Genomic DNA, 25,908 nt, shown 5'->3' with positions numbered 1-25,908 from the left:
AGTCATATGTTTAAGGAGGGAAGTATTAGATGAATAATAAGAAGATAATTGCATTGTTAGCTGGTTTAATCATTTTTAGTCTAGTTATTTCGGGTTGTGGTTCTAATAATCAAGAGACAATAGCTAACTCTGATTCAAAGAAAGCAGAAAGTGTTGAACAAAAAGCTTCTAAAGAGGATAATAATAAATTAGTAGTTCAAACAGCTGAAGTTACGAAAGATGGTCTTAAAATAGACTTAAATTTCACTGGTGAATTAATAGCTTATCGAGAAGTAAATCTAGTATCGGAAACTTCCGGAGTTGTTAGGGAGCTAAATTTTGAAGAGAGTGATAAAGTAAGAAAAGGAGAGTCACTACTAAAGCTAGATCAGGCTATTCAAAAGGCAAACGTAGAAAAAGCAGAAGGAAATTTAGAAGTAGCTAAAGCTCGATTAGAAGAATTAGAAGCCGGTGCTAGATTAGAAGAGATCAAGCAGGCAGAAGCCTCATTAGAACAGGCAGAGGCTGAATTGAATAATGCCAGAAAGAATTTTAAAAGATTCAAGAATCTATATGAGAAGAGAGTAGTTTCTAAAAGCAAGTATGATTCTGCTAAAAGCAAGTATGAAGTAACTAAAGCCAGATTAGAATCTGCTCGTCAGAAGTTACAATTAGTTAAAAAAGGACCGCGTCAAGAAAAGATTGCAGTAGCCCGGGGGCAAGTAAAACAAGCTCAGGCAGCATTGAATTCAGCTAAGACTCAATTAAATAAAACGACAATCGAAAGTCCGATTAAAGGAGTCATTGCTCAAAAGAAGATAGAGTTAGGGGAAATGGCTACAACCGGAAATCCAGTAGCCAAAATAGTCCAAATGAATCCTATAGAATTTGAAGGAAGCATATCTACCACAGACTTAACTAAAGTTGATATCGGTCAACAGGTAACGGTTGAAGTTGATAGTTATCCTGGAAAGACTTTCACAGGGGAAATTAGTAGAGTAGCACCTACAATAAATTCATCAAATCGTGGTTTGAAGGTAACAGTTCAAATTGCTAATGATGATTTATTACTTAAACCAGGTATGTTTACGACTGGTAATATTTTAGTTGATGAATTAGAGAATGTTTTAGTAGTACCTAAAGCAGCGATTAGAGAAGAGGATGGAGATAAACGTATTTTAATTGTCAAGAATGGAATTATAGAGATTAGAAAAATCGAAATCGGACCATCTAATAATGATCACGTTGTAATAGATCAAGGATTAAAACCAGGTGATAAGGTTGTTGTTCGTGGTCCTGCTAATCTGCAGCCTGGTACTGAGGTTAAGGCTACAGAGTGGGGTGACGCTTAATGAAGTTATCGGACTTTTCAGTTGATAAACCTGTAACAACCGTGATGTTAATCTTAATTATTGTATTACTGGGTGGTATTGCCTTTACTCGTTTAAGTGTAGATTTATTTCCTGATATGACAATACCGGTTATTTCAGTCTCTACTCAGTATGAGGGGGCTGCTCCTGAAGAGATAGAACAATCAGTTACTAGGCCACTAGAAGAAGGTTTAGTAACAGTAGATGATATAGACTCAATACGTTCAACATCTAGAGAAGGTCTCTCACAAGTAACTTTGGAGTTTGATTGGGGAACCGATATGGATATGGCAGCTGTTGATGTTAGAGAACAAGTAAGTTTACTTAAACGGGCATTGCCTAATGAGGCTGAAGAGCCAATAGTGAGAAAAGTAGACTTAGATCAAATTCCAATCTTGATATTAGGTATTTCATCTAATCAAAGAAGTGGAATAGAGTTAAAAGAATATGCTGAAGAGAATATTAAGGACAAATTAGAAAGGATTCCTGGATTAGCTTCAGCTTCTATTGTAAGCGGAGAGAATCGACAGATTAATATCAATGTCGACCGTGAGAAGTTAGAAGGATATAATCTAACTATTAATCAAGTGACGAATGCACTACGTCAGGAAAATATAAATCTACCTGGTGGTGAAATTACAGAAAGACCTACGGAGTATCTATTAAGGACTGAAGGGCAGTTTGAAAGTATTGAAGAGATAAAGAATGTAATCATTGCTATGCGCCAACAGAAGCCGATTACAGTAAAAGATATTGCTGAAATTGAAGATAGATATGCAGATAGAAATGTTTATGTGCGTCTTGATGGAGAAACGACTGTAGGTGCAATGATCACTAAACAGTCTGGCGCTAATACTGTTGAAGTAATTAATCGAGCTAAAAAAGAGTTAGAAAAGATAAAAAAAGGATTACCATCAGATATTAATATCAAAATTTCTCGAGATCAGTCTGATTTTATTAAAAAATCTATTGCTACTGTTCAAGAGAATGTACTTCTCGGTGGATTATTTGCGGTGATTGTATTATTCTTATTCTTAAGAAGTTTCCGGAGTACATTTATTATTAGTATGGCGATTCCAATCACCATTGTTGCAGCTTTTGGATTAATGTATTATAGTGGGTATACTCTCAACTTGATGACGCTTGGTGGTTTAGCCTTAGGAGTGGGGATGTTAGTTGATAACTCTGTTGTAGTTTTAGAGAATATATTCCGACACTTACGTCAAGAAGGAGCTCAACCTATTCAGGCGGCTAAAAAAGGTAGTAGTGAGGTAGGAACAGCAGTCTTTGCTTCTACGATGACTACTTTAGCTGTCTTTATTCCAATCTCTTTTGTTGAAGGAATAGCAAAAGAATTATTTGGTCCGTTCTCAATGACGGTAGCTTTTGCTTTATTGGCATCATTCATCATTGCTATTACTTTTGTGCCAATGGCTTCAGCTAGGTTATTAAGCTTTACTAATGTAGAAAACAGTCGAGATAAGAACCAAGACAAGAATGAAGAGGGATTAGCTGTTAGAGTTGCAAATAAGGTGTTAGATAGTTATCAAAATATATTAGACTGGTGTTTAAGCCATAGAAAGACGGTAATTACTCTGACAGTATTATTATTTGTTGCTTCATTAGCTCTCTTCCCGTTAATTGGGCAAGAGTTTATGCCTAGTTCGGAACAGAATTCATTTCGAATTATGTTAGAATTACCAGTAGGTACTGATTTAGATACTACTAATCAAGAAGCAAAGAGGATAGAAGAGATAATTGCTGAAGTTCCTGAAGTAAAGGTAGCTTTCAGTTTAATAGGAGATAGTGGAGGAAGAGGAAGTACTAGTAGTTCTGGTGAAGCTATGTTTATGATTCGATTGACTGATAAAGAGAAAAGAGAGAGAAGTACTACTGAAATTCAGGAAGCAATTCGTTCAAAGCTTCCGTTAATTCCTGGGGCTGAGATAAGATTTGCTGAAGCTAGTATGATTGGCGGAGGTGGAGGAGGTGGCTCCCCACTTCAAATTAAGATCTTTGGTGATGATCTAGATAGATTAGAAGCGATAGCTAAGCAGGTAAAAGAAGAAGCCAAGAAGGTAGAAAGTACTAGAGATGTTTATAGTTCTGTAGATGAAGGAAAACCTGAAATCAGACTTGATGTAGATCGCAAGCGAGCAGCAGATTTAGGTTTAGGAATAAATCAGATTGGAAGTACAATTGAAACTTATGTCAATGGAAGAACTGCAACTCAATACCACGGGACTGCAGATGGAGATACTATTGATATTGAAGTAAGATTGGCTAAAGAAGATCGAACTGATATAGAACAACTCAGCTCATTAAAGATTATGAGTCCTAAAGGAGAATTTATTCCTTTAGATTCTGTAGCTAAAATAGTTAAAACAGAAGGTCCAACAAGTATTGAACGTGAAGATCAAGAACGTTATATTAGTGTTTATAGTGATCTTAAAGGTAATAAATTAGGCAGCGTTGTGGCTAGTATAAGAGATAGGGTAGAATCTAATATTGAGTTGTCACCTAATTATAGAATTGAATATAGTGGTGAGAATGAAGATATGAAAGAGACATTTAAGAACTTAAGTTTAGCCTTAATAGTAGCCATTATATTAGTCTATATGGTTCTTGCTTCTCAGTTTGAATCATTACTGCATCCATTTACAGTAATGTTGACCCTCCCATTAACACTGATTGGTGTTTTAACTGCTTTATTCTTGACTGGAGAAACACTTAGTGCTACTTCAATGATTGGAGTTATTATGTTAGCAGGGATAGTAGTTAATAACGCAATTGTCTTAGTTGATTATATAAATATTCTTCGTAGTAGAGGCATAGAGCGAAGAGAAGCAATATTAAAAGCTGGTCCTGTTCGGTTACGTCCAGTATTAATGACAGCTTTAACAACAATTTTAGGTTTAATTCCAGTAGCTGCTGGCTGGGGTAGTGGTTCTGAAGGAATGGCGCCAATGGGAATTGCTGTAATTGGTGGATTAACAACAGCAACATTCTTAACTTTATTAGTAATTCCTACTTTATATCTAACTTTAGAAGAGATCAAAGAATTTATGATTGATCTACCTAAGAAGGTAAAAGATAAAATAGCAGGATAAATAGAGTTAGTTTAAAGTCTGAGGCTTATAATTATAAGCCTCAGACTTTTACTTTTGCAGGAATTTATATAGTCGATAGAGAAAGAATAAGGTAAAGAATTGTAATAATTAATAAATATGACAATGGAGGTCTATTATGAATAAAGTGATAGAAGTTTCATTATTTGATATGATTATGTGTCTATCAGATGCTATTGATTTGGTCAGCAAAGCAGTAAGTGGTCATCATAAACGTGTAGCATATATAGCTTCTAGTATAGCAGTTGAAATGGGATTATCTAAAGAAGAAGAACGTAATTTAATTATGGCTGGAGCTTTACATGATGCTGGAGCAATTTCGTTACAAGAAAGATTACAAGCTTTAAAATTTGATACAACATATGCATATAGTTCTGAAGAGACCTGTCAACATGCACAAATAGGTTATCACTTAATTAAGCAATTTGAGCCTTTTTCGGAAGTCGCCCCTTTAATACTATATCATCACTGCATTTGGAATAATAAAGATAATATAAAAAGTGATAGTGAGGAAGTAATTCAGGGAAGTCAGATTTTACATTTAGCAGATCGGATAGACGTACTAATTAATAAGAATGAAGAAATCCTTGGTCAAAGAGAGCATATTCGCAATAAAATTGAAGAAGGTTCTGGAAGTATGTTTAATCCAGAATTAGTTGAAGTCTTTTTAAATATAGCCGAAAAAGAATCTTTTTGGTTTGATACTATTTCCCCAGAAATAACTAGAATTTTGGCTAAAAGATCTGAAGGTAAAAGTATTAAATTGAGTATAGATAGATTACTTAATTTAGCTATGATGTTTAGTGAAATAATAGATTTTAGGTCGGAATTTACAGCTACTCATTCTAGTGGCGTAGCGGTTACTTCTAAAATATTGGCTGAATTAATTGGTTTATCAAAAAGAGAGTGTATGATGATTGAAATTGCTGGTTATCTTCATGATTTAGGTAAACTAGCTATACCTCCAGAAATTTTAGATAAACCGGGGAAATTAACAAAAGAGGAGTTTAATATAATAAAAAGTCATCCTTTTTATACATATCGTATTTTAGAAAGAGTAAAAGGATTGAATCAAATTAATAAGTGGGCTTCTTTTCATCATGAAAGAATAGATGGAGCTGGGTATCCTTTTCATTATGGAGAAGATAGACTAGTAGTAGGCTCTCGAATTATAGCTGTTGCTGATGTATTTACTGCTATTACTGAGAATCGTCCATATAGAGATGGAATGAATAAGGATAAAGCCATGCATGTCTTACAAGATATGGCTAAAGAATTAGCTTTAGATTCAGATATTGTGTTAGTCTTAAAAAGAAATTATGATTATATAAATAATGCTCGCAAACAAGCTCAAAAAAGAGAGGTTAAAAATTATAAGGATCTTGCTAAATAATTCATAATAAAAGAATGTTGTTCTACATCTATTCTTTTTTATTGCAGGATTTTTTTAGTAAATGAATAATATATTAATAAGGTGTTTATATATGCATAAGTTCATAATTTATCTTTTAATATTAAGTTGGGAGATGTGGTATTCAGGTGTATTAATACTGATTTAAAAAAATGAAATTAGTTTAGTGACCAAATATAAATTATAATATAGAAATAGAAAGGGTTGATTACATTATGCTTTCTAAAACCACATCTAATTTAAAGATTTATTTTTTAGGTTCATTCCGTATGGAAATAAATGATAAAGAAATATTAGCTAATAACTGGAAGTCTAAAAAAGCACTTATGCTCTTTGCCTATCTTATTACTAAATGTGGAGAGAGAGTACCTAAGGATATATTAATGGACTTATTATGGCCAGATAAGAATAAGGATCAAAGCCATAATTTGCATACAACTATATATTTCTTACGTCAGACTTTAGATTCATTATTAGATACTGATCAGGAACTCATACATATTAATTATTCTAAAGGTTCATATTGGCTTGAAAAAAATGATTATTGTTGGTTAGATTTTAAAGATTTTGAGCAACTATATAAACGAGGTAATCAGTTAATAGAGGAAGAACCTCAAGCAGCAATAAGGTGTTTCCAAAAAGCATTATTACTATATAGAGGAGAATTTCTAACAGATGAATTGTATAAGGGTTGGGCTATAGAATTTCGTAGATATTTTAAGGAAATATATTTAGATATTACTTTAAAGACTGCATCATTACTTGTAAACTTAAAAAGAAATTATACTAAGGCAATTCAGACTTGTCAAGAAGCTTTAGAGATCGATCCATATAGAGAGGAACTTCATCAGGCTATTATGTCTTACTTAATTAAAGATGAGAGATATGTGGAAGCAGCTAAGAAATATCAGCAATATACTAAAATTTTATATAAAGATTTGGGCTTAAGACCAAGCCCTAAGGTTCAAGGTATTTTTAAAAAGTTAAGCTCATTGAGTAATAAGGAAGTAAATTTATTATTGAATTTGTCGGAAAAACCAAAAGCCCTTGGACCATTTCAATGTAATAGGCAAACATTTGAAATGATATATGAGTTGGAACTTAGGAAACAAAGACGGAGTAAAAGACCTTTTACTTTAATGAATATCACTGTAGAAGAAGAAGGATACATAAAAAAGAAAGAGATTATTTTGGATGTTTTACAGCAATCCCTTAGACTAGGAGATATTATTTGCTTATTGGATGATAGACAGATAATGCTTCAATTACATAGAGTAGGTAATAAGGGATCATTAGTAGTTAAAAGGCGTTTGGAAAGTATATTGAGTGAAAAAGGATTTAAGTTATTATCGATTGAATGTCAAACAATAAATTTTGCAGATCAATCTTTTGGATTAGAAGAAATGATTATATAGAAATGTTGATTTAAGGATAAATATGGTAATTAATATTTATTTTATCTTTAATATGTATAAGTTATCTAAAAATGGGGAAAATAAATCTGGTAATTGGACAAAATTTCTGTAGAATGAAGGATAAATTAATTATGTCTAGAATTAATATTAGGTAGTAGAATTTTAGTAAATGATATTATCTAGTCATAGGTGTGGTACACTTATGACTTTTTAATTTAAAGTAGAGAGGTGATTGTATGGAACAGATTGTATATACTAATGAAGGTAAAGTATTATTAAGAGAGGCTATTCAAGATGACGTGCCTAAAATTGTAGAACTCTATGAGGAATTACCTAAGAATGAATATTGGGAGGCAGAAGAATTAGCACAAAGTCATTATGATTTAATTGAGGAGACTAATGGAACTACATATGTAGCTGTCTTAGGTGAAGAGGTAATCGGTCATACAGAAGTAGTTTTGCCTAACACCAAAGATAAACATGCTTTTTTAATTAAACTACAAATCAAGGATGATCTTAGGCGTCGTAAATTTGGTATTGAATTAGTCCGTTATTCGATGATTATGGTAAAGAAAGAAGGGTATTTAGGGTATGCTGTTTGGCCAGATGCAGATAAGTCTAAAGGTCTCTTCAAGAAATTAGGTCTTGAAGAGATAAAAACGAATCAGGAGATTAAGTTTAAGGTTAAAGAAGAAATGCCAAGTGTGTCAGGTGAAGTGTTAGAAGAAATAGAAACCGTAGAAGATTTGAAAGAGTTTAGAATGGTAGTTGGATATAAGTATGCACCGGACTTTGTTTGGAATCGTGGTTTTAAACTAGCTAAACAAGAGGTGTTAAATTATAAAACTCCAATTATCAAGAAGGTTAGTGTAGAAGGTGGAGAGGGAATAATCTTTTGTGATAATAGAAATCTATTTATTGCAGTTCCTGAAGCAGAAGAAGAGAATGCTGAATTAATTAGTGATTTAGTTAAATATGGCTCTCAAATTGCTAAAGATGCAGATGAATTATTAACTTATATTGATTCAGATATATGGGAGATCATAAAAGAAGAATTTGATGATTATTGGGAAATCGAAATGGATAAAGCACGTCTAGAAATGAAAATGGAATTTGAATAATAAAAAAGATCCACTGCTAATTAGCAGTGGATCTTTTTTTATTTTTGAGCTAAGTTTGTGACGAATTCTTTTTTAGGAGTAATATAGACAGTCTTTTGGTTTTCATAATAAACCATACCCGGTTTAGCTCCTTTTGGTTTATTTACATGTTTAACTAATGTATAATCTACAGGTACATTTGAAGAGCTTTGTGCTTTACTATAATAAGCAGCTAAATGAGCAGCTTCTTCAATAGTTTGATTCGGAATTTCATCTTTAGTATGATTTCTAATAATAACATGAGAACCAGGAATTTTTTGAACATGGAGCCAAAGATCATGATTATTGGCTGTATATTTAGTTAAGCGGTCATTTTGTCTATTATTACGTCCAACTCTAATATCAAATCCATCTGAAGATTTAAACTTAAGAGGTTCTAATTTTTTCTTTTCTCTTTTTCTTTTATCTTTTTTATTCTTTTTCTGTTTTTTAATATATTCTTCATCGGTTAATTCTTCTTTAATTTCAGCTAGATCATCTAATGTCTTAGCTTGGTCAATAGAAACTTCAACTTGTTTAAGATAATTAACTTCGTTTTTAGCTTTCCTTAATTCATTTTCAAGGTAATCAACACTTCGCTTAGCTTTATTATACTTTTCAAAGTATTTTTGAGCATTTTCAGCAGGAGATAAATCTTGATCTAATTGAATAATAATTTCTTCTTCTTCATCTGAATAATAATTTGGAGACTTTAATTTATCTTGACCAGGTTCAATTCGATAAATATTAGCTTTAATCAACTCACCTTTAATTTTATATTTTTCTGCATTACGGGCACCTTTAAGTTGTCCTTTAACCCGTCGATATTTCTTCATTGCTTTTTCTATATTATCTGAAGTAATTCGTTTTAAAGAACCTTGTAGACTGCCAATTTTCCTCTTTCTAATTTTAGTTGTAAAGTAGTAATCTAAAAGTTCATTTGCAGTGGAAAATTCTCTTTTTTTCATTTGAGGAAATTGGGTTAATTTTGTTATAGAATAAGCTTTTAATTTATCATCTTTATCTATAACTAAAGTTGGAGTAAAGTTATCATCTATAATATTATTAATTAATCTTTGAAATTCTGTCCATGATTTCTCTAAAGATACACTATTAATCTTTCTAATCTTATCATTGCTGTCAAGTCCAGCCCGATATGATAATTCTTTAGCAATTAATGGACTGATTCCTCGTAAATTTTCCATAATAGCTCGATAAATCTCTTTATCTATATCAGCTTTAACCTGTTGTAAGAATGCTTCTTTTTTTATCTTTAATGGATTAACTTTATCTTGTCCTGGTGGTAATTCATAAGAATGACCTGGTAGAATTTCACGATGTCTACTCATATTTGAAGTAACTCTTTTAATACTATCTAATATTTGGCCATCTTCTTTAAGTAAAATAATATTACTATGTCGTCCCATTATTTCTATTAACAAAATTTTGGTTTCAATTTTGCCTTCATTATTTTTAGAGTCTATATAAAACTTCAATATTCGTTCAAAATTAGGTTGTTCAATTTTACGTAATCTGCCATGTTCAAGATGTTTTCTAAGTAACATACAAAAATCCGGAGGGCGTAATGGGTTTTCCCTATCGGTTTCAGTAATATGTACTCGAGGATCTTGAGGGTCAGCAGATAGAAGTAATTCAATATTTTCGCCAGGTTTTCTAAATCTCAAAGTCAACATTTCATCTTCCGGTTGATAGATTTTATCTAGACGACCGCCAATCAACATATTTTCTAATTCACTTTTAATGGATTTTAAGACTAATCCATCTAAAGCCATAATTATCACCTCACAGTATGTATAAAATCTACAATAATATTAACATTTACACAAAACATTTGCAAATATTTAATTAAAGGGGCTGGATAAGTAATTTTTACTATAATTAATTTTAAAAGAATCTTAATTATGTAATTTTATTCCTTTAGCATGAATATTAATATTATGAATTATATCTAGAGGGGGGAAGATATGAAGGAAGAGAATAATAAAGCAACATTCCAATTATCTAGTTCTAAAGTAATAGATAAATTAAATGCTGACCCACAAGTAGGACTTCCAGAATCAGAGGTAAAAAAGAGACAACAAAAGTATGGTCCTAATAAACTTCCAAAACAAAAGCGTAAAACATTATTTAGTTTATTATTAGATCAATTTAAGGATTTTATGGTTTTAGTTTTAATTGGAGCAGTAATAGTTTCAGGTTTATTAGGTCAAGTTGATGATGCAATTGCTATCCTAGCTATTGTTATTTTAAATGCAATTATGGGGTTTGTGCAGGAGTATCGAGCTGAAAAGTCTTTACAAGCATTAAAGAAGTTAGCAGCCCCAGAGGCTATGGTTTTAAGAAATAATGAAAAAAAGAAGGTATCGACAGATAGTTTGGTGCCTGGAGATATAATATATTTAGAGAGTGGTGATAAAGTACCTTCTGATGCTAGGCTATTAGAAGCTAATAGTTTAGAAATTGATGAAGCTTCTTTGACAGGTGAATCTATTCCAGTTAAAAAGAATGTTAAAAGAATTAAGGATTCAGAAGTTGCATTAGGTGATAGACATAATATGATTCATATGGGAACTACAATAGTTAAAGGAAAAGGAAAGGCTGTAGTAACTGACATAGGGTTGAATACAGAAATGGGCCAGATAGCTGATATGTTGCAAGGAACCCAAGAGCGGGAGACACCATTACAAGAAAGGTTAAAGTCTTTAGGCAAATGGCTAGTCTATATTTGTTTTTTAGCTTGTGCAGCTGTAGTAGTGCTCGGTGTTATTAAAGGAGAACCATTATATAAGATGTTTATAGCAGGAGTTAGTTTAGCAGTAGCAGCTATTCCAGAAGGGCTACCAGCAATCGTTACTTTATCACTGGCTATTGGAGTACAACGAATGATTAAAAGGCAAGCAATAGTAAGGAAATTACCGGCTGTAGAAACATTAGGGTGTGCTACAGTTATCTGTTCTGATAAGACAGGGACTTTAACTAAGAATGAAATGACAGTTAAAAAGATTTATGCAAATGAGAAGACTTATAACTTAGAGTCTACTTCATTAAATAAAAAATCTATAAGAGATGTATTAAGGATTGGAGCTATCTGTAATAATGCTGAATTAAAACGTAAAAATCAAGGATTTAAAGGAAAAGTAGAGAATATAAAACAACGCTTTATAGATAGTGATGTAAAATGGGAAGTCTTAGGTGATCCAACTGAAGGAGCTCTTTTGTTAGCAGCTCAAAAAGCTAGGTTAGAAAAGGCGGAGTTACAGAATAAGTTTTCAAAGCTTTGGGAAATACCTTTTGATTCCAATCGGAAGAGAATGTCAGTAATTGGACAGCGTAATGGAAAGAATACCTTATATTTAAAAGGAGCCCCAGATATAGTTTTAGATAGATGTAGTCACTATATTAAAGGAGGGGAAGTAAGGAAATTAGATAATGAAACTTTAAGAAAGCTTCAGCAAACAAATGATGAATTATCTTCACAAGCTTTAAGGGTATTAGCTGTAGCAATGCGTAGGTTACCAACTAATTTTAATCAACAGAGATTAGAAGAGTATGAAACAGATTTAGTATTTGTAGGTTTAGTAGGAATGATTGATCCACCACGTCCAGAAGCTAAAAAAGCCATAAGTCGATGTAAGCGAGCAGGTATTAGACCAGTAATGGTGACTGGGGATCATAAGAATACTGCAAAAGCAATTGCTAAAGAGTTAAATCTTTTAAATAAAGGAGATAGAATAGTTACTGGAAATGAATTAAAGCAGATGGGTAATAAAGAGCTTAAAGAGGGGATAGATCAAATAAGTGTTTATGCTCGGGTATCGCCGGAGGATAAGCTAAGGATAGTTAAAATTTTAAAAGGTAAAGGTGAAATAGTAGCCATGACTGGGGATGGGGTTAATGATGCTCCAGCAGTTAAAGAGGCTGATATTGGGATTGCTATGGGCGAGAAAGGAACTGATGTAACTAAAGAGGCTTCATCATTAATTTTAGCAGATGATAATTTTAGGACTATAGTTTCAGCTGTAGAAGAGGGTAGAGCAATCTATGATAATATCCGGAAATTTATACGTTATTTACTTTCATGTAATATCGGTGAAATTTTAACTATGTTTTTGGCTTCACTTCTTGGTTTTCCTTTGCCATTAGTTCCGATTCAGATTCTCTGGGTTAATTTAGTGACTGATGGTTTGCCTGCATTAGCTCTAGGAGTGGATCCAGCTGATGATGGTATTATGACTAGACCACCTAGACCACCAAATGAAAGTGTCTTTGCTCATGGATTAAAGACTAGAATAATTACTCAAGGTATTTTAATTGGTTTAAGCACTTTATTTGCTTTTATATTAGGTTTGAAAGTTAGTGGGGGCAATTTAGTTGAAGCTCGGACAATGGCATTTACTAACTTAGTAATTGCTCAGTTATTCTTTGTATTTAGTTGTCGTTCAGAGCAACATAGTTTCTTTGAGATGAATCCGTTGTCTAATCTCTATTTAATAGCAGCTGTAATTATTTCATTTACTATGCAATTAATTGTACTTTACATACCGAGTTTAGAAGGGATATTTAAAACGACTTCTTTAAATGCAAGTGAGTGGATCTTAATTTTAATTACTGCTGGAAGTGCTACTATTTTAGTAGAGTTTTTTGAAGGCATAGTTAATAAAGTTAGAGAAAAAGTAAAATATATCAGTATAGAAGAATCTAATTAAATAGTTAATTTATAGACCAGATAGCTTTGAGATAAGTTGTCTGGTTTAATTTCTTAAAAAAAGAAAGGAGTAGTTGGTAAATTTTTATTTAACCATGCAGGAATTTGCTATTTTCATCACGAAATCTGTAGAATAAGTAGTAATGGTTTAGGTTAGTATTAAAATTTCAAATATATTAAGTGTAATTTGGAAGGAGGAAATAATAATGAGTAATGAAACTCAACAGTTAATAGTTTTTAATTTAGGTGGAGAAGAATTTGGAGTTAAGATTACTAAAGTACAGGAAATTATAAGAATGACGGAAATTTCTAAATTACCTAATAGCTCTGAATTCATGTCTGGAATCATTAATTTAAGAGGTGACATTATCTCAGTTATTGATTTAAGAAAGAGGTTTGGGGTAGAACAGCAAGAGACTAAAAAGACACGAATTATCATTGTGGAGATGGATGATCAAGATGTTGGTTTAATTGTAGACAATGTTTCAGAGGTTTTAAGAATAGAACCAGAGGATATTGATGATGCTCCACAAAGAGTAGCTGGAATTAAAGATGACTACTTAAAAGGAATAGGTAAGGTTGAAGAAAGAATTATTGTTCTTCTTGATTTAGACAAGCTATTAACTACAGAAGAAAAAATTGAATTAGAAAATGTTGATCAAAATGTTGAAGAGGAAGATATAGCATAATTTGATTTATTAATTCCGTAAAGGGGGTTAAGGTATGGATATTAATGAACTTCAGGAATTATATGCAACTGAAGCACAAGAGCATTTAGAAACTCTAAATAGTTCATTATTGGATTTAGAAGATAATCCTGATAATTTAGATATCATTAAAGAATTATTTAGAGCAGCTCACACCCTTAAAGGTATGGCAGGTACAATGGGGTTTGAGAAAGTAAGTAATTTAACTCATGCAATGGAGAATATCTTAGATAAATTACGAAATGAAGAAATGGTTTTAAATACTGAAATTGTAAACTTATTATTTAAATCTGTAGACACTTTAGAAATCTTAATTAATGATGGTGAAGATGATTTATCTTTTGAATTAGATGATATCATATCTGAGCTTAAGGCTTATGCCAGTGGAGATATTGAGGTTAGTCAAAGTGATGTTGACAAAGAGGACAAGGATGGTGACCATAGCTTAAAATTATCTTCTAAAGAGATTGAATCTGCTAAAGAGAAACTTACAGAAGAATCGACTATTTTCTTATTAAGAGTTATTTTAGAAGATGATTGTGTCTTTGGAGCATTACGGGCTAAGATGGTAAATGATGAGTTAAGAAATTATGGTGATTTAATTAAAGGAGAACCATCATTTGCTAATTTAGAAAGTGAAGATATTGAAGAAGAATTTCAAATTCTATTTGCAAGTGAATTTGACTCTAGAGAAATTCTTAATGCTTTAGATCGTATTTCTGAATTAAAAGATTTAGATTTAGATGAAGTCCAAAATTTAGATGATTTAAAGAAGTCAAGCACTAATAAGAAGAAGTCTAAAAGTAGATCTTCTGCTAAATCTTTATCAAAACGCTTAAAATCTAGTAGTACTATTAGAGTAGATGTAGAGAGATTAGATGATTTAATGAATTTAGTGGCTGAATTAGTGATTAAAAGAACGCAAGTTGAATCTATTGGAGAAAGTTATCAATTAGATGAATTAAACAAGAAGTTGAAATCATTAGGGAAAGTTACAAGTGAATTGCAGAATTCAGTTATGAAGATGCGAATGGTTCCTATTAATTTAGTATTTAATCGGTTTCCAAGAATGGTCAGAGATTTAGCTCAAGAGATGGATAAAGAGATTAATTTAGAGATTGAAGGAGAAGAAACAGAACTAGATAGAACTATTATTGATGAAATTGGTGATCCTTTAGTACATATTTTACGGAATGCAGCTGATCATGGAATAGAGAGTCCAGAAGAGAGAAAAGAAGTAGGAAAAGATCCTGCTGGAACTGTTAAGATGTCAGCTTTTCATGAAGGGAATAATGTAATTATTCAAATCAGTGATAATGGTCAAGGGATTAATCCAGAGTTTATCAAGCAGAAGGCAGTTAGTAAGGGAGTAGTTAGTAGAGATGAAGTTGAGGCTTTAAGTGATCAGGAGATAATCAATTTAATCTTCGCTTCTGGTTTCAGTACTTCCGAAGAGGTAAGTGATGTTTCTGGTCGAGGAGTAGGAATGGACGTAGTCAAGAATAAGATTGAATCTTTAAGTGGTTCAGTTGATATTCATTCAGAAATTGGTAAAGGTTCTACTTTTACAATTAAGTTACCTTTAACTTTAGCTATTATTCAAGGATTCTTAATTAATATAGTTGATCAAAAATATGTTCTACCTTTGGAGACAATTCAAGAAATTGTCAAGGTTTCTCCTGATGAGATTAAGACTATTCGTCAACAGGAGGTTATTCAGCGTCGAGGTTTAGTAATTCCATTAATTAATTTAAGAAATGAGTTAAACAAACCAGATTATGAAGAAAGACCAGAGCAAATTTCAGTGGTGATTATTAAAATTGGCGAAGAAAGTTATGGTTTAATAGTTGACTCTATTATTGGACAGCAAGAGGTAGTTATTAAAAGAATTAATGATTTATCAGATGGAGTAGAGAAGATAGCGGGAGCTACTATTCTAGGTGATGGTAGTGTAGCTTTAATAATAGATGTTGAGGAAATAACTAATGAGTAGGAGGGTTTTGGATGTCTAAGGGGATTTTGATTGTTGATGATGCACAATTTATGAGGACGATGTTATCTAAGGTAGTCGAAGAAGATGGATACACAGTAGTTGGAGAAGCTGTTAATGGAGTAGATGCCGTGCAGAAGTATCAAGAGTTAAATCCGGATTTAGTGACTATGGATATTACTATGCCGGAGATGGATGGTATTGAAGCCATGGAAGAGATTAAAAAGATTGATGCTAATGCTGACATTATTGTTTGTAGTGCTATGGGGCAGAAACCAATGGTTATAGATGCATTAGAAGCAGGTGCTAAAGACTTCATTGTAAAACCTATTAAACCTGAAAAGGTTAAAGAGGCTTTAGCAAATATATTAGAATAAGTTCTGTTTTTAGGTGAATTAAAGGAGGGGCTAAGTTGGCATCTGAAATAAAAGTCTTAGTTGTTGATGATTCTGCTTTTATGAGAAAAATGATTTCCTCCATGCTAGACATTAAAGGGATTAAAGTAATTGATACTGCAAGAAATGGTAAGGATGCGTTAAATAAATTAAAAGAATGTAATCCGGATGTAATTACTTTAGATGTAGAGATGCCAATAATGAATGGACTAGAATTTCTGCATAAATTAATGGGTAAAAAACCATTACCAGTTATTATGTTAAGCAGTCTAACAGAGAAAGATAGTATGACAACTATTAAAGCTTTGGAATTAGGAGCGGTCGATTTTATTCCAAAACCTTCAGGAACAATTTCTTTAGATATAGATCAAATTGAGAATGAATTGATTAAGAAGATTAAAGCAGCAGCTAAATCTACAATAAAAAGAAGATCTATTAATAAAGAAGGTAAACGAAATAATATTATAAATCTTAAAAATAGAAGAAAACGATCGCTTAAAACGTCTAATATAATTAATGATGATGAAAAAATAATAGTAATTGGATCTTCTACCGGAGGACCTAGAGCTTTAAAAAGTGTTATTTCTAAGATTCCTGCTGATTTCAATTTAGGAATTTTATTAGTACAACATATGCCTGCGGAATTTACTAAATCATTGGCTAAACGATTAAATAGATTATCTGGTTTAGAAGTGAAAGAAGCAAATGATGGAGATAAGATTAAGCCTGGTAAGGTTTTATTAGCACCAGGTGATTATCATATGTTGGTTACTAAGCAAGGAAAAATAAAATTAAACAAGGATAAAAAAGTACATAACATAAGACCGGCAATTGATTTAACAATGGAGTCTGCTGTTCAGCAGTATGGTAGTGGTGTCTTAGGTGTTATCTTAACTGGAATGGGTAAGGATGGAACCCAAGGATTAAAAGCTATTAAAGAAGCTGGAGGATATACTATAGCTCAAGATAAAAAGACTTCAGTGGTCTATGGTATGCCTAAATCTGCATTTGAAGCAGGAGTTGTTGATAGTGTTAAACCGTTATCAGCCATTAGCAGTGAGATTATAAGATTATCTAAAAAAATAAAATAAATAATGAAAAAAGCCTTTAATCCAAATGGACTAAAGGCTTTTATAAATTTAATCGTTATTTTCTAATTTAGGTAGTTTAATTAATTTTTCTAATTTTTCGTTTTCTAATTTAAGCTGTGAATACATTCTACCTACGCGCTTAGTATCGGTGATTTTAGATATTGGTAATTCTTTTAACGCTCCATTTTCTGTAATACATAGAAGAGTTTCATCTTTAGTAGCAGTAATAATTTGTGTTAATTCATAGTCATCGCTAGATAAGGTCTGTAATCCTTTCCCGTTACGATTCTGTAATTTATATTCGGAAATTTTGGTACGTTTCCCTTTGCCTTGTGGATCGAGAGCTATTACATAATCATCTTCCTTGGTTGCGTCAAAGCTAATTACTTTATCACCTTCACTTAAGGATATTCCTTTACTTCCTTTAGTATTTCTACCAGTATCAGAAACACTTGATTCATTAAAGTGGATTGTCTGTCCTTGTTTAGTTCCTAACAATAAATTTTGTTCTCCATCTGTTACTTCAATTCCAATTACTTGATCGTCTTCATTAAGGTTAATGGCTTTAATAGAAGAGACGGTAGTTTCATATTCTTTACCAACTGTTTTCTTAACTAGACCTTGTTCAGTAGTAATAGTAATATATCTTTCTTTAACTTCATTGTTTAGTAAGATAATATCAACAATTTCTTCATCTATCGGTAATTTTAAATAATTATTTAAAGGATCTCCTGTAGAAAGACCGTGATGTTCTGGGATTTGATGTGTCTTTAGAATATGGACCTGTCCAGTATTAGTAAAGAATAATAGGTCATCCCGGGTGGTACCGGTAAAGACGTGAGTGACATAATCTCTTTTTCCAGACCGCACATTACTTAAGTCATTGGTTCGTTTGAGGTATTTGCGATGTGAGAAAGAGATTACAATATCTTCATCTTTAATTAAGTCACTTTCATCTAATTCTGCTTTGGATTCATCGGCAATTATCTCTGTCTTTCTGTTGTCTCCATATTCTTCTTGGACTTCATTTAATTCTTCTTTAATTAAGCTATTCATTACATCTTTTTTATTTAAAATAGAGTTTAAGTAATCAATTTTTTCTTTTAATTCAGCAACTTCATCAGTAATCTTTTTGATTTCTAAGCTTACTAGTCGTTGTAATTTCATATTTAAAATAGCCTCTGCTTGTCTTTCAGTAACTTTTAATTCTTTTTGTAAGTTTGTTTTAGCAGTTCGTGGATAACGAGATTTTCTAATTATTGCAATTACTTGGTCTAAATTATCAATTGCTTTCTTTAATCCTATTAAGATATGTTTGCGTTCTTGGGCTTTATTAAGTTCAAATTCTGTTCGTTTAGTGATAACTTCTCTTCTAAAGTTTAAGAAATGTTGGAGAATAGTTTTAAGGTTCATTACTTCTGGTCGTTGGTTTACTAAAGCTAACATGTTAATACGATAGCTTGTCTGTAGTGAAGTATATTTATAAAGTCGATTAAGAATGATATTAGAATTTGCTTTACTTTTTAAGTCAATTACAATTCTTAATCCATCTCGGTCGGATTCATCACGAATATCTGATACATTATCTACTTTACCTTTCTTCACATTGTCAGCCATTTCTTCGATTAACTTAGCTTTTCGCAGCTGATAAGGTATTTCAGTAACTACAATTCGTTGTGTATTACGTCCTTTTTTTTCAATCTTAGTTTTAGCTCTTAAAATAATTCTACCTTTACCGGTTCGATAGGCTTTTTTAATTTCATCATCGCCAATGATTTTACCTCCAGTAGGAAAGTCCGGTCCAGAAATGAGTTTCATCAATTCTTCTAAGTTACAGTCTTCATTTTCTAATAAGTAATTCAAACCAGAAATTACTTCAGTAAGGTTATGAGGTGGGATATCAGTACTCATTCCTACAGCAATTCCATTTGAACCATTAATTAATAGATTAGGTAATCGTGAAGGTAGTACTGTTGGTTCCTGTAAAGAGCCATCAAAGTTATCGATAAATTCAACTGTATTTTTTTTAATATCAGATAGAATATCTTCAGACAGAGGTGCTAATCTAGCCTCAGTATATCTCATAGCTGCTGCACTATCTCCATCAATTGAACCAAAGTTTCCATGACCATCTATTAACTTGTATCGTTGGCTAAAGTTTTGGGCCATACGGACCATTGCATTATAGACTGCCGCGTCACCGTGTGGGTGATACTTACCTAAAACCTCACCGACGATTCTAGCTGATTTCTTATGAGGTTTATCAGGGGATAATCCTAAATCTTTTGTAGCATAAAGAATTCTTCTATGTACAGGTTTTAATCCGTCACGCACATCTGGTAAAGCCCGACTAATGATAACGCTTAATGAATAATTTAAATAAGATTCTTTCATTTTATCTTCAATTGCAACAGGCATAATTTCTTGTTGTTGAGTCATATCTATCAATCTCCTTTCAATAAATTAGCAATTTTAAGTATTATTAATAACAATATCTATTATATCATTAATGAATTATACTTCAAATATAAGTTTAACTTTATATTTACTTATTAGTATAATTTAGTTCTCAAAAAGATTGTTATATATAAAATAATGATACATGAAACTATTATATTCTTCAAGAAATTTACGCAACTTCCTTAACTTATAAAGGAAATTATTAACTTTATGTTGTAATAATATAAAGGAAGGGTAGTTAATTTTTGTTGATATTATACTTGTATACTTTACAAAAAATGTGGATAAGTTAGTCAATGAATTAAGTCTCTTATATGCATTATTTGAAATACTGGTATTTGTGACTAATCTTTGTTATAATAATAAGCGGTTAATTATGTATTAAACTAATTGATAATTATAGAAGTTTTAAATGAAGATTGGGAAGGTGATGGGATGACTTTAAAGAAAAAATATAATGCAGAACAGATTCAAGTATTAGAAGGCTTAGAAGCAGTACGTAAAAGACCCGGAATGTATATTGGTAGTACTGGTACTAAAGGATTACATCATTTAGTATGGGAAGCAGTTGATAATAGTATTGATGAATTTTTGGCAGGTTATGGAGAAGAAATAGAGATTAAGATTAAAGAAGATAATATAATTTCAGTTAAAGACGAAGGTCGTGGAATACCTGTTGATATTCATCCTAAGAAGGATTTGCCGGCTGCTCAGTTAGTATTGACTACTTTGCATGCTGGTGGAAAATTTGGTGACGGTGGATATCAAGTTTCTGGTGGATTACATGGAGTTGGTATTTCGGTAGTGAATGCCTTATCTGAGTGGGTAAAGTTAGAGATTAAGCGAGATAAGTATACTTATACTCAAAAGTATGAAAGAGGAGTACCAGTAACAGAGTTTGAGAAAGGAAAGAGAACTACTAAGACTGGGACTAAGATTGAATTCAAACCAGATCCTGAAATTTTTGATACTTTGGTCTTTAAATTTGAAACATTGGCTAATAGATTACAGGAATCAGCTTTTTTAAATAAAGGTTTAAAGATTATTCTTATAGATGAGCGGCCTGATTTAGAGAATGAGGTTACTTATCAGTATGATGGCGGGCTCGAAGCTTTTATTGAATATTTAAATCGTGATCGGGATGTACTTGATAAGAATATTGTTTATTTAGAAGAAGAAGTAGATGATACTTATATTGAAGTGGCTATACAGTATAATAAGAGTTATAACGACCGGATTTATACTTTTGCTAATAATATTAACACACATGATGGTGGCTATCATTTAACTGGCTTTAAAGCGGCTTTAACTAAGTCATTTAATAATTATGCTAAGGAGAATAACCTTTTAAAGAAGAAAGATCCTAAATTAAGCGGTCGAGATATTCGTGAGGGCTTAACAGCAGTAGTTAATGTTAAGTTAACAGAGCCTCAGTTTGAAGGACAGACTAAGACTAAGCTAGGGAATAGTGAGATTAGAAGCAAGGTAGAAAGTACGGTTTATGAGTATTTAAGTTATTATTTGGATCGGAATACCGATTTTGCTAAGAAGGTAATTAATAAAGCTTTAGAAGCAGTAAGAGCTAGAAATGCTGCTAAAAAGGCTAAGGAATTAACTAGACGGAAAGGCGTTTTAAGTAGTAATTCTTTGCCTGGGAAATTATCTGATTGTAGTAGTCGTAAGTCAGATAAGACAGAGGTATATTTAGTAGAGGGAGATTCAGCAGGTGGTTCGGCTAAACAAGGAAGAAATCGAAAGTTTCAAGCGATTCTACCTCTAAAAGGGAAAATTATGAATGTAGAACGAGCTAGATTAAATAAAATTATCAGTAATACAGAGATTGCTTCAATTATTACTGCTTTAGGGACTGGAATTGGCGAAGAATTTAATCTTGATAAATTAAGATATGATAAAGTTATTATCATGACTGATGCTGATGTGGATGGTGCTCATATATGTACATTAATTTTAACATTATTCTATCGTTATATGCCGGAGTTAATCTCAGAAGGTCATGTATATATTGCTCAACCTCCTTTATATAAAGTGACCTATAAAAAAGATGAGAAGTATCTATATTCGGACAAGCAGTTACAAGAATATTTAGCTGATTTAGATCGTAGTAAAGTTAGTATTCAGCGTTATAAGGGATTAGGTGAAATGAATCCACGGCAGTTATGGAAGACAACAATGGATCCAGAAAATAGAAAGTTACAACAGGTTGAGGTTGATGATGAACGAGAAGCTGATGATATATTTACACGATTAATGGGTTCTAAAGCAAGGTTAAGACGTGAATTTATTATGGGTAATGCTGATTTGGCTAATAACTTGGATATATAGTGTAGTTGTAGGGACTCATAAAGTCTGCAACTATGAGTATAAAGTTTGCAACTAAATTGCAGAAAGATTGCAATTTGTATAAATATGCAATATTAAGTATAATTATAAATAGACTAAAAATAATAAAATGATTGGATAAAATATCCTGTGTCTTTAGATAAATTGAGGGCACAGGATATTTTTATGTTTAAGATGTTTATCATAAGTTTCATACTTATACATTTATGGAGGAAAATAATATCTTTTGTGGTAATATTATAATGAAGAGAGTTTTATAAAGTTATTTGTTAGACTGGAATGAATATACAGTAGTGTTTGCGAAGTAACTTCAATAAGTTGATGTTATTTTGGGTATTTGCGAAGTTTGTAGTTCGTAAAAAATAAGTTAGACGACATACAACTTGGTTTTTTATAGTTATTTATATATTGTTGATGGAAATTTAATTTTTTTATTATAAATTATATGTATTGCCTACGGTATTTTTACTGCATTAAAAAATAATAAAAGGGGTGTTTTATGGCTATTATGAAGTGGTTAAATATTATTTCGGGAATTTGTTCTATTATTTCGTTATTTATTTCTTGTTTTGTTGCCAATAAAGTGGTAAAAATAAGTAAAGAACTTAAGATTGATAGTTCAACAAATGTAGGCAAACAAACAACTGTTGGGAAAGAGAATACGGTTGTAGGAAGAGATATGAAATGATAAAAAAATTTAAGCAGTTTATATTCGGTAAAAATAATAAATCAGCAGGTCGAGACCTTATAGATGTAGAAAAGACGTATAATTTTGATCCTCATCCAATACGTTTTTATGAAGAAGATATAAAAGAAACTATTTTATGTTTTTCTGAAGAAGTAGAGGAGTTGGGTAATGTGATTGAAGAAACAGATGACTTTTATAGACCCCACATAGAAGAAAAGAATGAAATAAATAATCTTTCTAAAAGATGTTTTAAATTTATTCAAGAGAATAGCTTAAATTATTTCCACAAAATTGATGATTTTTTATATGATCGAAGAAACGAAGAATATTTAAGAAAATATTTAAATACAGCAAATGAATTAAATAATAAAATAATATGTAATAGAACTGAATTTGAATATTTTGAACAAATATTTGATGCACTTTATACTTATGTAGTTGAAGAGAATGACCATAATTTAAAATTTGAGAAGGATTTAATATGGATTTTTTTACATTATATGTATTACAAGTGTGATATAGGTGAGAAATATGATAAAACCACATAAATATATGGATTTAGAATTTTCAGTGGTAAATGTTAGTAGTTTAATTATTAAAGAACTAAAGGAAACAAAAGATGAGAAATTAAAATATCACGAATTATATAAAAAAATATGTAATGAATTTAATGAAGAAATAAATGAATTATTTCTGGATTCCTTAAATTTTCTATTTGTTTTAGGAGTTATAGGATATAAAAAAGAAAAAGATTTTGTGGAGTTGATTCGATGAAAATTTCTAAGATTTATTCAAATGATGATAAGTTTGAAGATGTTATTTTTAGTGATGGGCTAAATGTAGTTCTTGGTAAAATTTCAAATAAAGAAAATCTTGATTCTGATTCTCATAATTTAGGAAAATCAACTTTAATAGAATTAATTGATTTTATGTTTTTGAAAGAATTAAGGAAGGGGCATTTCTTAAAAGATAATTTTTCAAAGTTTGAAGAACATATATTTTTTATGGAATTAAAAATAAAGGAAGCAAAATATGTAACTATAAAAAGAGGAGTAGCTAACAATACTAAAATCTATTTAAAAATTCATAAGAATAGTAATCAGAACTATGTGGAAGAAGATAATTGGGATTATAGCAAATTGCCTTTGACTTCAAAATTGCCTGAAAGAAACCCTAAGAATATATTAAATGAATTAATTGGATTTAATGAGATTTTACCTTATAATTACAGAAAATATATAACTTACTTTTTAAGAACACAATATGATTATGATAAAGTTTTTAAACTTTCTAAATTTAGAGGAAAAGATAGATCTTGGAAGCCTGCTTTAGCAAAGTTATTAGGATTTAATGGTGAATTAGTAAGAAAAAAATATGATATTGAAAAGGAAATAAATGAAAAAGATAAATTGCTTAAAGAAATGGAATCTGAATTAAAAATAAGTATGAGTGATTTAAATAGATTAAAAACTTTAATGAATGCTAAAAAGAAAAAAAGAGATGAAGTTGCTGAAAAAATTGATAACTTTGATTTTTATTTTAAGGAGAGAGATTTAAACAAAGAATTAGTTGAAGAAATCGAAACTGAAATATCTGAATTAAATACCAAAGAATATAATTTGAAATATGATATTTCTCAAATTAGAGAATCTATAGATAAGCAGACAGAGTTTAACATAGATAGAATTAATAAATTATTTGAAGAGGTAAATGTTCATTTTCCTGACCAACTTAAAAAAAGTTATGATGAATTAGTCGATTTTAATAAAAAAATTACTAAAGAAAGAAGTAATTTTTTAATTGAGAATTTAGAAAAAAAACACAAAGAATTAGAAGGAGTTCTCTCTAGACTAGAACAGCTAAATAATGAGCGGAATGAAATTTTATCTGTATTAAAAGAAAAAGATTCATTTGCAAAGTTTAAAAAGTATCAATTAGAACTAGTTGAAATTGAAAATGAAATAAGTGAATTATCAAATAAACTGGATAATTTAAAAACTTTACAAGATATTTTTGATGAAAAACAAGAACTAAAAAGAGAATTAGATAGTGTAATATCTGAAGAAAAATCTGTTTTTAATTCAAACAATGAGTTGTTCGAATCTATTCAAAATACGTTTACTGAATTGGTAGATAAAATATTAGATGAAACTGCTATTTTGTATTATGAGATAAACAATTCAGATAATATTGAATTTGAAGCCAAAATAACTAGTTTAGATGAAGATGAGTTGACTTCAAAAGCAGATGGATATTCATATAAGAAAATGCTTTGTGTCTGTTTTGATTTAGCTATATTGATTAATTATAATGATAACCGATTTTTTGAATTTGCTTATCATGATGGTAGTTTTGAATCAATGTCTGACACTAAGAAAATTAGATATTTAGATACTATAAGAAATATATGTGAGAAATATAATATACAATATATTTTAACTGTTTTAGAGGATGATATACCTAGAACGAGTGATGGGAAATTATATAATATTAAGGAAAATGAGGTTTGTATTATTCTTGATGATAGAGAAAATGATAAGGGGCGTTTATTTGGATTTAGTTTTTAATTTGAGGGGGTTGTATGTCTTCTAACATTGCTTTACCGACATCTAGTTTGGTACATAATAGTAATCTTAGCGATGACTCATGTGAGATGTTTGGGGTATATAATTGAAGTTACAATACTTAAATGTAAATTGGACGAGCTTTAATGGACGTCGGTAATCCAAGGAACGTTAGTACGCCAAGCAAGTTTGATATTTCTGGCAAAGTGAAGCTGTCTACTAAAGTAGACTTAGGATAACATCGATTATGAGAAATTACAACAAAACCAACGTAAATAGCTCAATGGTAAGAGCTTAAAAGTTCGCCGGCAGAAGGTTTATCTTTACTACCTCACTGTCATTGGTAAAGTGAAGATCGTTGAATGGTTTAAGTAATATTAAGTAGTTGATATATCTGATAACAGTCTTTGCTAGGTAAGGATTAACCATCCACCTATATCGAGTGTTGCGCCTTGAATTGGTAACAATTCAGGTGAAGTGTACA

The 25,908-nt window shown here is 31.1% G+C and carries 17 protein-coding genes; 15 read left to right on the top strand and 2 right to left on the bottom strand.

Annotation, left to right across the window (positions count from 1 at the left end; translation table 11 throughout):
- Positions 1-29 precede the first annotated feature (29 nt).
- From B5D41_RS00095 to B5D41_RS00075, 5 genes are all read left to right on the top strand, one after another.
- Complete coding sequence (locus B5D41_RS00095) at positions 30-1,331, top strand: efflux RND transporter periplasmic adaptor subunit (protein ID WP_078808561.1); 1,302 nt, start codon at positions 30-32, stop codon at positions 1,329-1,331.
- Positions 1,331-4,459, top strand: a complete 3,129-nt coding sequence (locus tag B5D41_RS00090) for an efflux RND transporter permease subunit (RefSeq protein WP_078808560.1) — start codon at positions 1,331-1,333, stop codon at positions 4,457-4,459. The genes B5D41_RS00095 and B5D41_RS00090 overlap by 1 nt, the downstream gene beginning before the upstream one ends.
- A gap of 136 nt (positions 4,460-4,595) precedes the next feature.
- Positions 4,596-5,870 (top strand): HD-GYP domain-containing protein, encoded by a 1,275-nt coding sequence (locus tag B5D41_RS00085; protein WP_078808559.1) that lies wholly within the window; start codon positions 4,596-4,598, stop codon positions 5,868-5,870.
- Positions 5,871-6,103: 233 nt separating this feature from the next.
- A complete protein-coding gene (locus tag B5D41_RS00080) occupies positions 6,104-7,303 on the top strand; it encodes an AfsR/SARP family transcriptional regulator (RefSeq protein ID WP_078808558.1) in 1,200 nt (399 codons plus the stop codon).
- A 236-nt stretch (positions 7,304-7,539) separates the two neighbouring features.
- On the top strand, positions 7,540-8,424 hold the full coding sequence (locus B5D41_RS00075) for a GNAT family N-acetyltransferase (protein WP_078808557.1): 885 nt from the start codon (positions 7,540-7,542) through the stop codon (positions 8,422-8,424).
- A 38-nt stretch (positions 8,425-8,462) separates the two neighbouring features.
- Here the strand turns inward: B5D41_RS00075 and B5D41_RS00070 are convergent, their stop codons facing one another.
- Positions 8,463-10,235, bottom strand: a complete 1,773-nt coding sequence (locus B5D41_RS00070) for an Rqc2 family fibronectin-binding protein (protein ID WP_078808556.1) — start codon at positions 10,233-10,235, stop codon at positions 8,463-8,465.
- Positions 10,236-10,427: 192 nt separating this feature from the next.
- Here B5D41_RS00070 and B5D41_RS00065 point away from each other — a divergent pair, with 192 nt between their 5' ends.
- From B5D41_RS00065 to B5D41_RS00045, 5 genes are all read left to right on the top strand, one after another.
- Positions 10,428-13,169, top strand: coding sequence for a calcium-transporting P-type ATPase, PMR1-type (locus tag B5D41_RS00065; protein ID WP_078808555.1), 2,742 nt, complete (start codon positions 10,428-10,430; stop codon positions 13,167-13,169).
- Between the two features lie 205 nt (positions 13,170-13,374).
- The gene (locus B5D41_RS00060) at positions 13,375-13,857 is read left to right on the top strand and encodes a chemotaxis protein CheW (RefSeq protein ID WP_078808554.1); all 483 of its coding nucleotides are present in this window, start codon (positions 13,375-13,377) and stop codon (positions 13,855-13,857) included.
- Between the two features lie 34 nt (positions 13,858-13,891).
- Positions 13,892-15,868, top strand: a complete 1,977-nt coding sequence (locus B5D41_RS00055; RefSeq protein ID WP_078808553.1) for a chemotaxis protein CheA — start codon at positions 13,892-13,894, stop codon at positions 15,866-15,868.
- 11 nt (positions 15,869-15,879) lie between these two features.
- Positions 15,880-16,242: a response regulator gene (locus B5D41_RS00050; RefSeq protein ID WP_078808552.1), complete on the top strand. Its 363-nt coding sequence runs from the start codon at positions 15,880-15,882 to the stop codon at positions 16,240-16,242.
- A gap of 35 nt (positions 16,243-16,277) precedes the next feature.
- The gene (locus tag B5D41_RS00045; protein ID WP_078808551.1) at positions 16,278-17,351 is read left to right on the top strand and encodes a protein-glutamate methylesterase/protein-glutamine glutaminase; all 1,074 of its coding nucleotides are present in this window, start codon (positions 16,278-16,280) and stop codon (positions 17,349-17,351) included.
- 48 nt (positions 17,352-17,399) lie between these two features.
- On the opposite strand, the gene gyrA is transcribed toward B5D41_RS00045, so the two are convergent.
- Positions 17,400-19,790, bottom strand: a complete 2,391-nt coding sequence (gyrA, locus tag B5D41_RS00040; protein ID WP_078808550.1) for a DNA gyrase subunit A — start codon at positions 19,788-19,790, stop codon at positions 17,400-17,402.
- A 456-nt stretch (positions 19,791-20,246) separates the two neighbouring features.
- Here gyrA and gyrB point away from each other — a divergent pair, with 456 nt between their 5' ends.
- The 5 genes from gyrB (at position 20,247) to B5D41_RS00015 (ending at position 25,427) form a co-directional block, all read left to right on the top strand.
- Positions 20,247-22,154: a DNA topoisomerase (ATP-hydrolyzing) subunit B gene (gene gyrB, locus B5D41_RS00035; protein ID WP_078808803.1), complete on the top strand. Its 1,908-nt coding sequence runs from the start codon at positions 20,247-20,249 to the stop codon at positions 22,152-22,154.
- 517 nt (positions 22,155-22,671) lie between these two features.
- Positions 22,672-22,860: a hypothetical protein gene (locus tag B5D41_RS00030; RefSeq protein WP_078808549.1), complete on the top strand. Its 189-nt coding sequence runs from the start codon at positions 22,672-22,674 to the stop codon at positions 22,858-22,860.
- Complete coding sequence (locus tag B5D41_RS00025; RefSeq protein WP_078808548.1) at positions 22,857-23,408, top strand: ABC-three component system protein; 552 nt, start codon at positions 22,857-22,859, stop codon at positions 23,406-23,408. The genes B5D41_RS00030 and B5D41_RS00025 overlap by 4 nt, the downstream gene beginning before the upstream one ends.
- Positions 23,392-23,634, top strand: a complete 243-nt coding sequence (locus tag B5D41_RS00020; protein ID WP_078808547.1) for an ABC-three component system middle component 8 — start codon at positions 23,392-23,394, stop codon at positions 23,632-23,634. Before B5D41_RS00025 ends, B5D41_RS00020 begins: the two co-directional genes overlap by 17 nt.
- Positions 23,631-25,427, top strand: a complete 1,797-nt coding sequence (locus B5D41_RS00015; RefSeq protein ID WP_078808546.1) for a DUF2326 domain-containing protein — start codon at positions 23,631-23,633, stop codon at positions 25,425-25,427. The genes B5D41_RS00020 and B5D41_RS00015 overlap by 4 nt, the downstream gene beginning before the upstream one ends.
- The last annotated feature ends 481 nt before the right edge of the window (positions 25,428-25,908 follow it).

The organism is Selenihalanaerobacter shriftii (assembly GCF_900167185.1).
GTDB lineage: Bacteria > Bacillota > Halanaerobiia > Halobacteroidales > Acetohalobiaceae > Selenihalanaerobacter > Selenihalanaerobacter shriftii.
Note: the sequence above shows the minus strand (reverse complement) of the source record. Positions and strands in the feature narration are given on the sequence as shown.

Coding starts and splice junctions, on each gene's coding strand:
- B5D41_RS00095 (WP_078808561.1), top strand. CDS start 30: ATGAATAATAAGAAGATAATTGCATTGTTAGCTGGTTTAATCATTTTT.
- B5D41_RS00090 (WP_078808560.1), top strand. CDS start 1,331: ATGAAGTTATCGGACTTTTCAGTTGATAAACCTGTAACAACCGTGATG.
- B5D41_RS00085 (WP_078808559.1), top strand. CDS start 4,596: ATGAATAAAGTGATAGAAGTTTCATTATTTGATATGATTATGTGTCTA.
- B5D41_RS00080 (WP_078808558.1), top strand. CDS start 6,104: ATGCTTTCTAAAACCACATCTAATTTAAAGATTTATTTTTTAGGTTCA.
- B5D41_RS00075 (WP_078808557.1), top strand. CDS start 7,540: ATGGAACAGATTGTATATACTAATGAAGGTAAAGTATTATTAAGAGAG.
- B5D41_RS00070 (WP_078808556.1), bottom strand. CDS start 10,235: ATGGCTTTAGATGGATTAGTCTTAAAATCCATTAAAAGTGAATTAGAA.
- B5D41_RS00065 (WP_078808555.1), top strand. CDS start 10,428: ATGAAGGAAGAGAATAATAAAGCAACATTCCAATTATCTAGTTCTAAA.
- B5D41_RS00060 (WP_078808554.1), top strand. CDS start 13,375: ATGAGTAATGAAACTCAACAGTTAATAGTTTTTAATTTAGGTGGAGAA.
- B5D41_RS00055 (WP_078808553.1), top strand. CDS start 13,892: ATGGATATTAATGAACTTCAGGAATTATATGCAACTGAAGCACAAGAG.
- B5D41_RS00050 (WP_078808552.1), top strand. CDS start 15,880: ATGTCTAAGGGGATTTTGATTGTTGATGATGCACAATTTATGAGGACG.
- gyrA (WP_078808550.1), bottom strand. CDS start 19,790: ATGACTCAACAACAAGAAATTATGCCTGTTGCAATTGAAGATAAAATG.
- gyrB (WP_078808803.1), top strand. CDS start 20,247: ATGACTTTAAAGAAAAAATATAATGCAGAACAGATTCAAGTATTAGAA.
- B5D41_RS00030 (WP_078808549.1), top strand. CDS start 22,672: ATGGCTATTATGAAGTGGTTAAATATTATTTCGGGAATTTGTTCTATT.
- B5D41_RS00025 (WP_078808548.1), top strand. CDS start 22,857: ATGATAAAAAAATTTAAGCAGTTTATATTCGGTAAAAATAATAAATCA.
- B5D41_RS00020 (WP_078808547.1), top strand. CDS start 23,392: ATGATAAAACCACATAAATATATGGATTTAGAATTTTCAGTGGTAAAT.
- B5D41_RS00015 (WP_078808546.1), top strand. CDS start 23,631: ATGAAAATTTCTAAGATTTATTCAAATGATGATAAGTTTGAAGATGTT.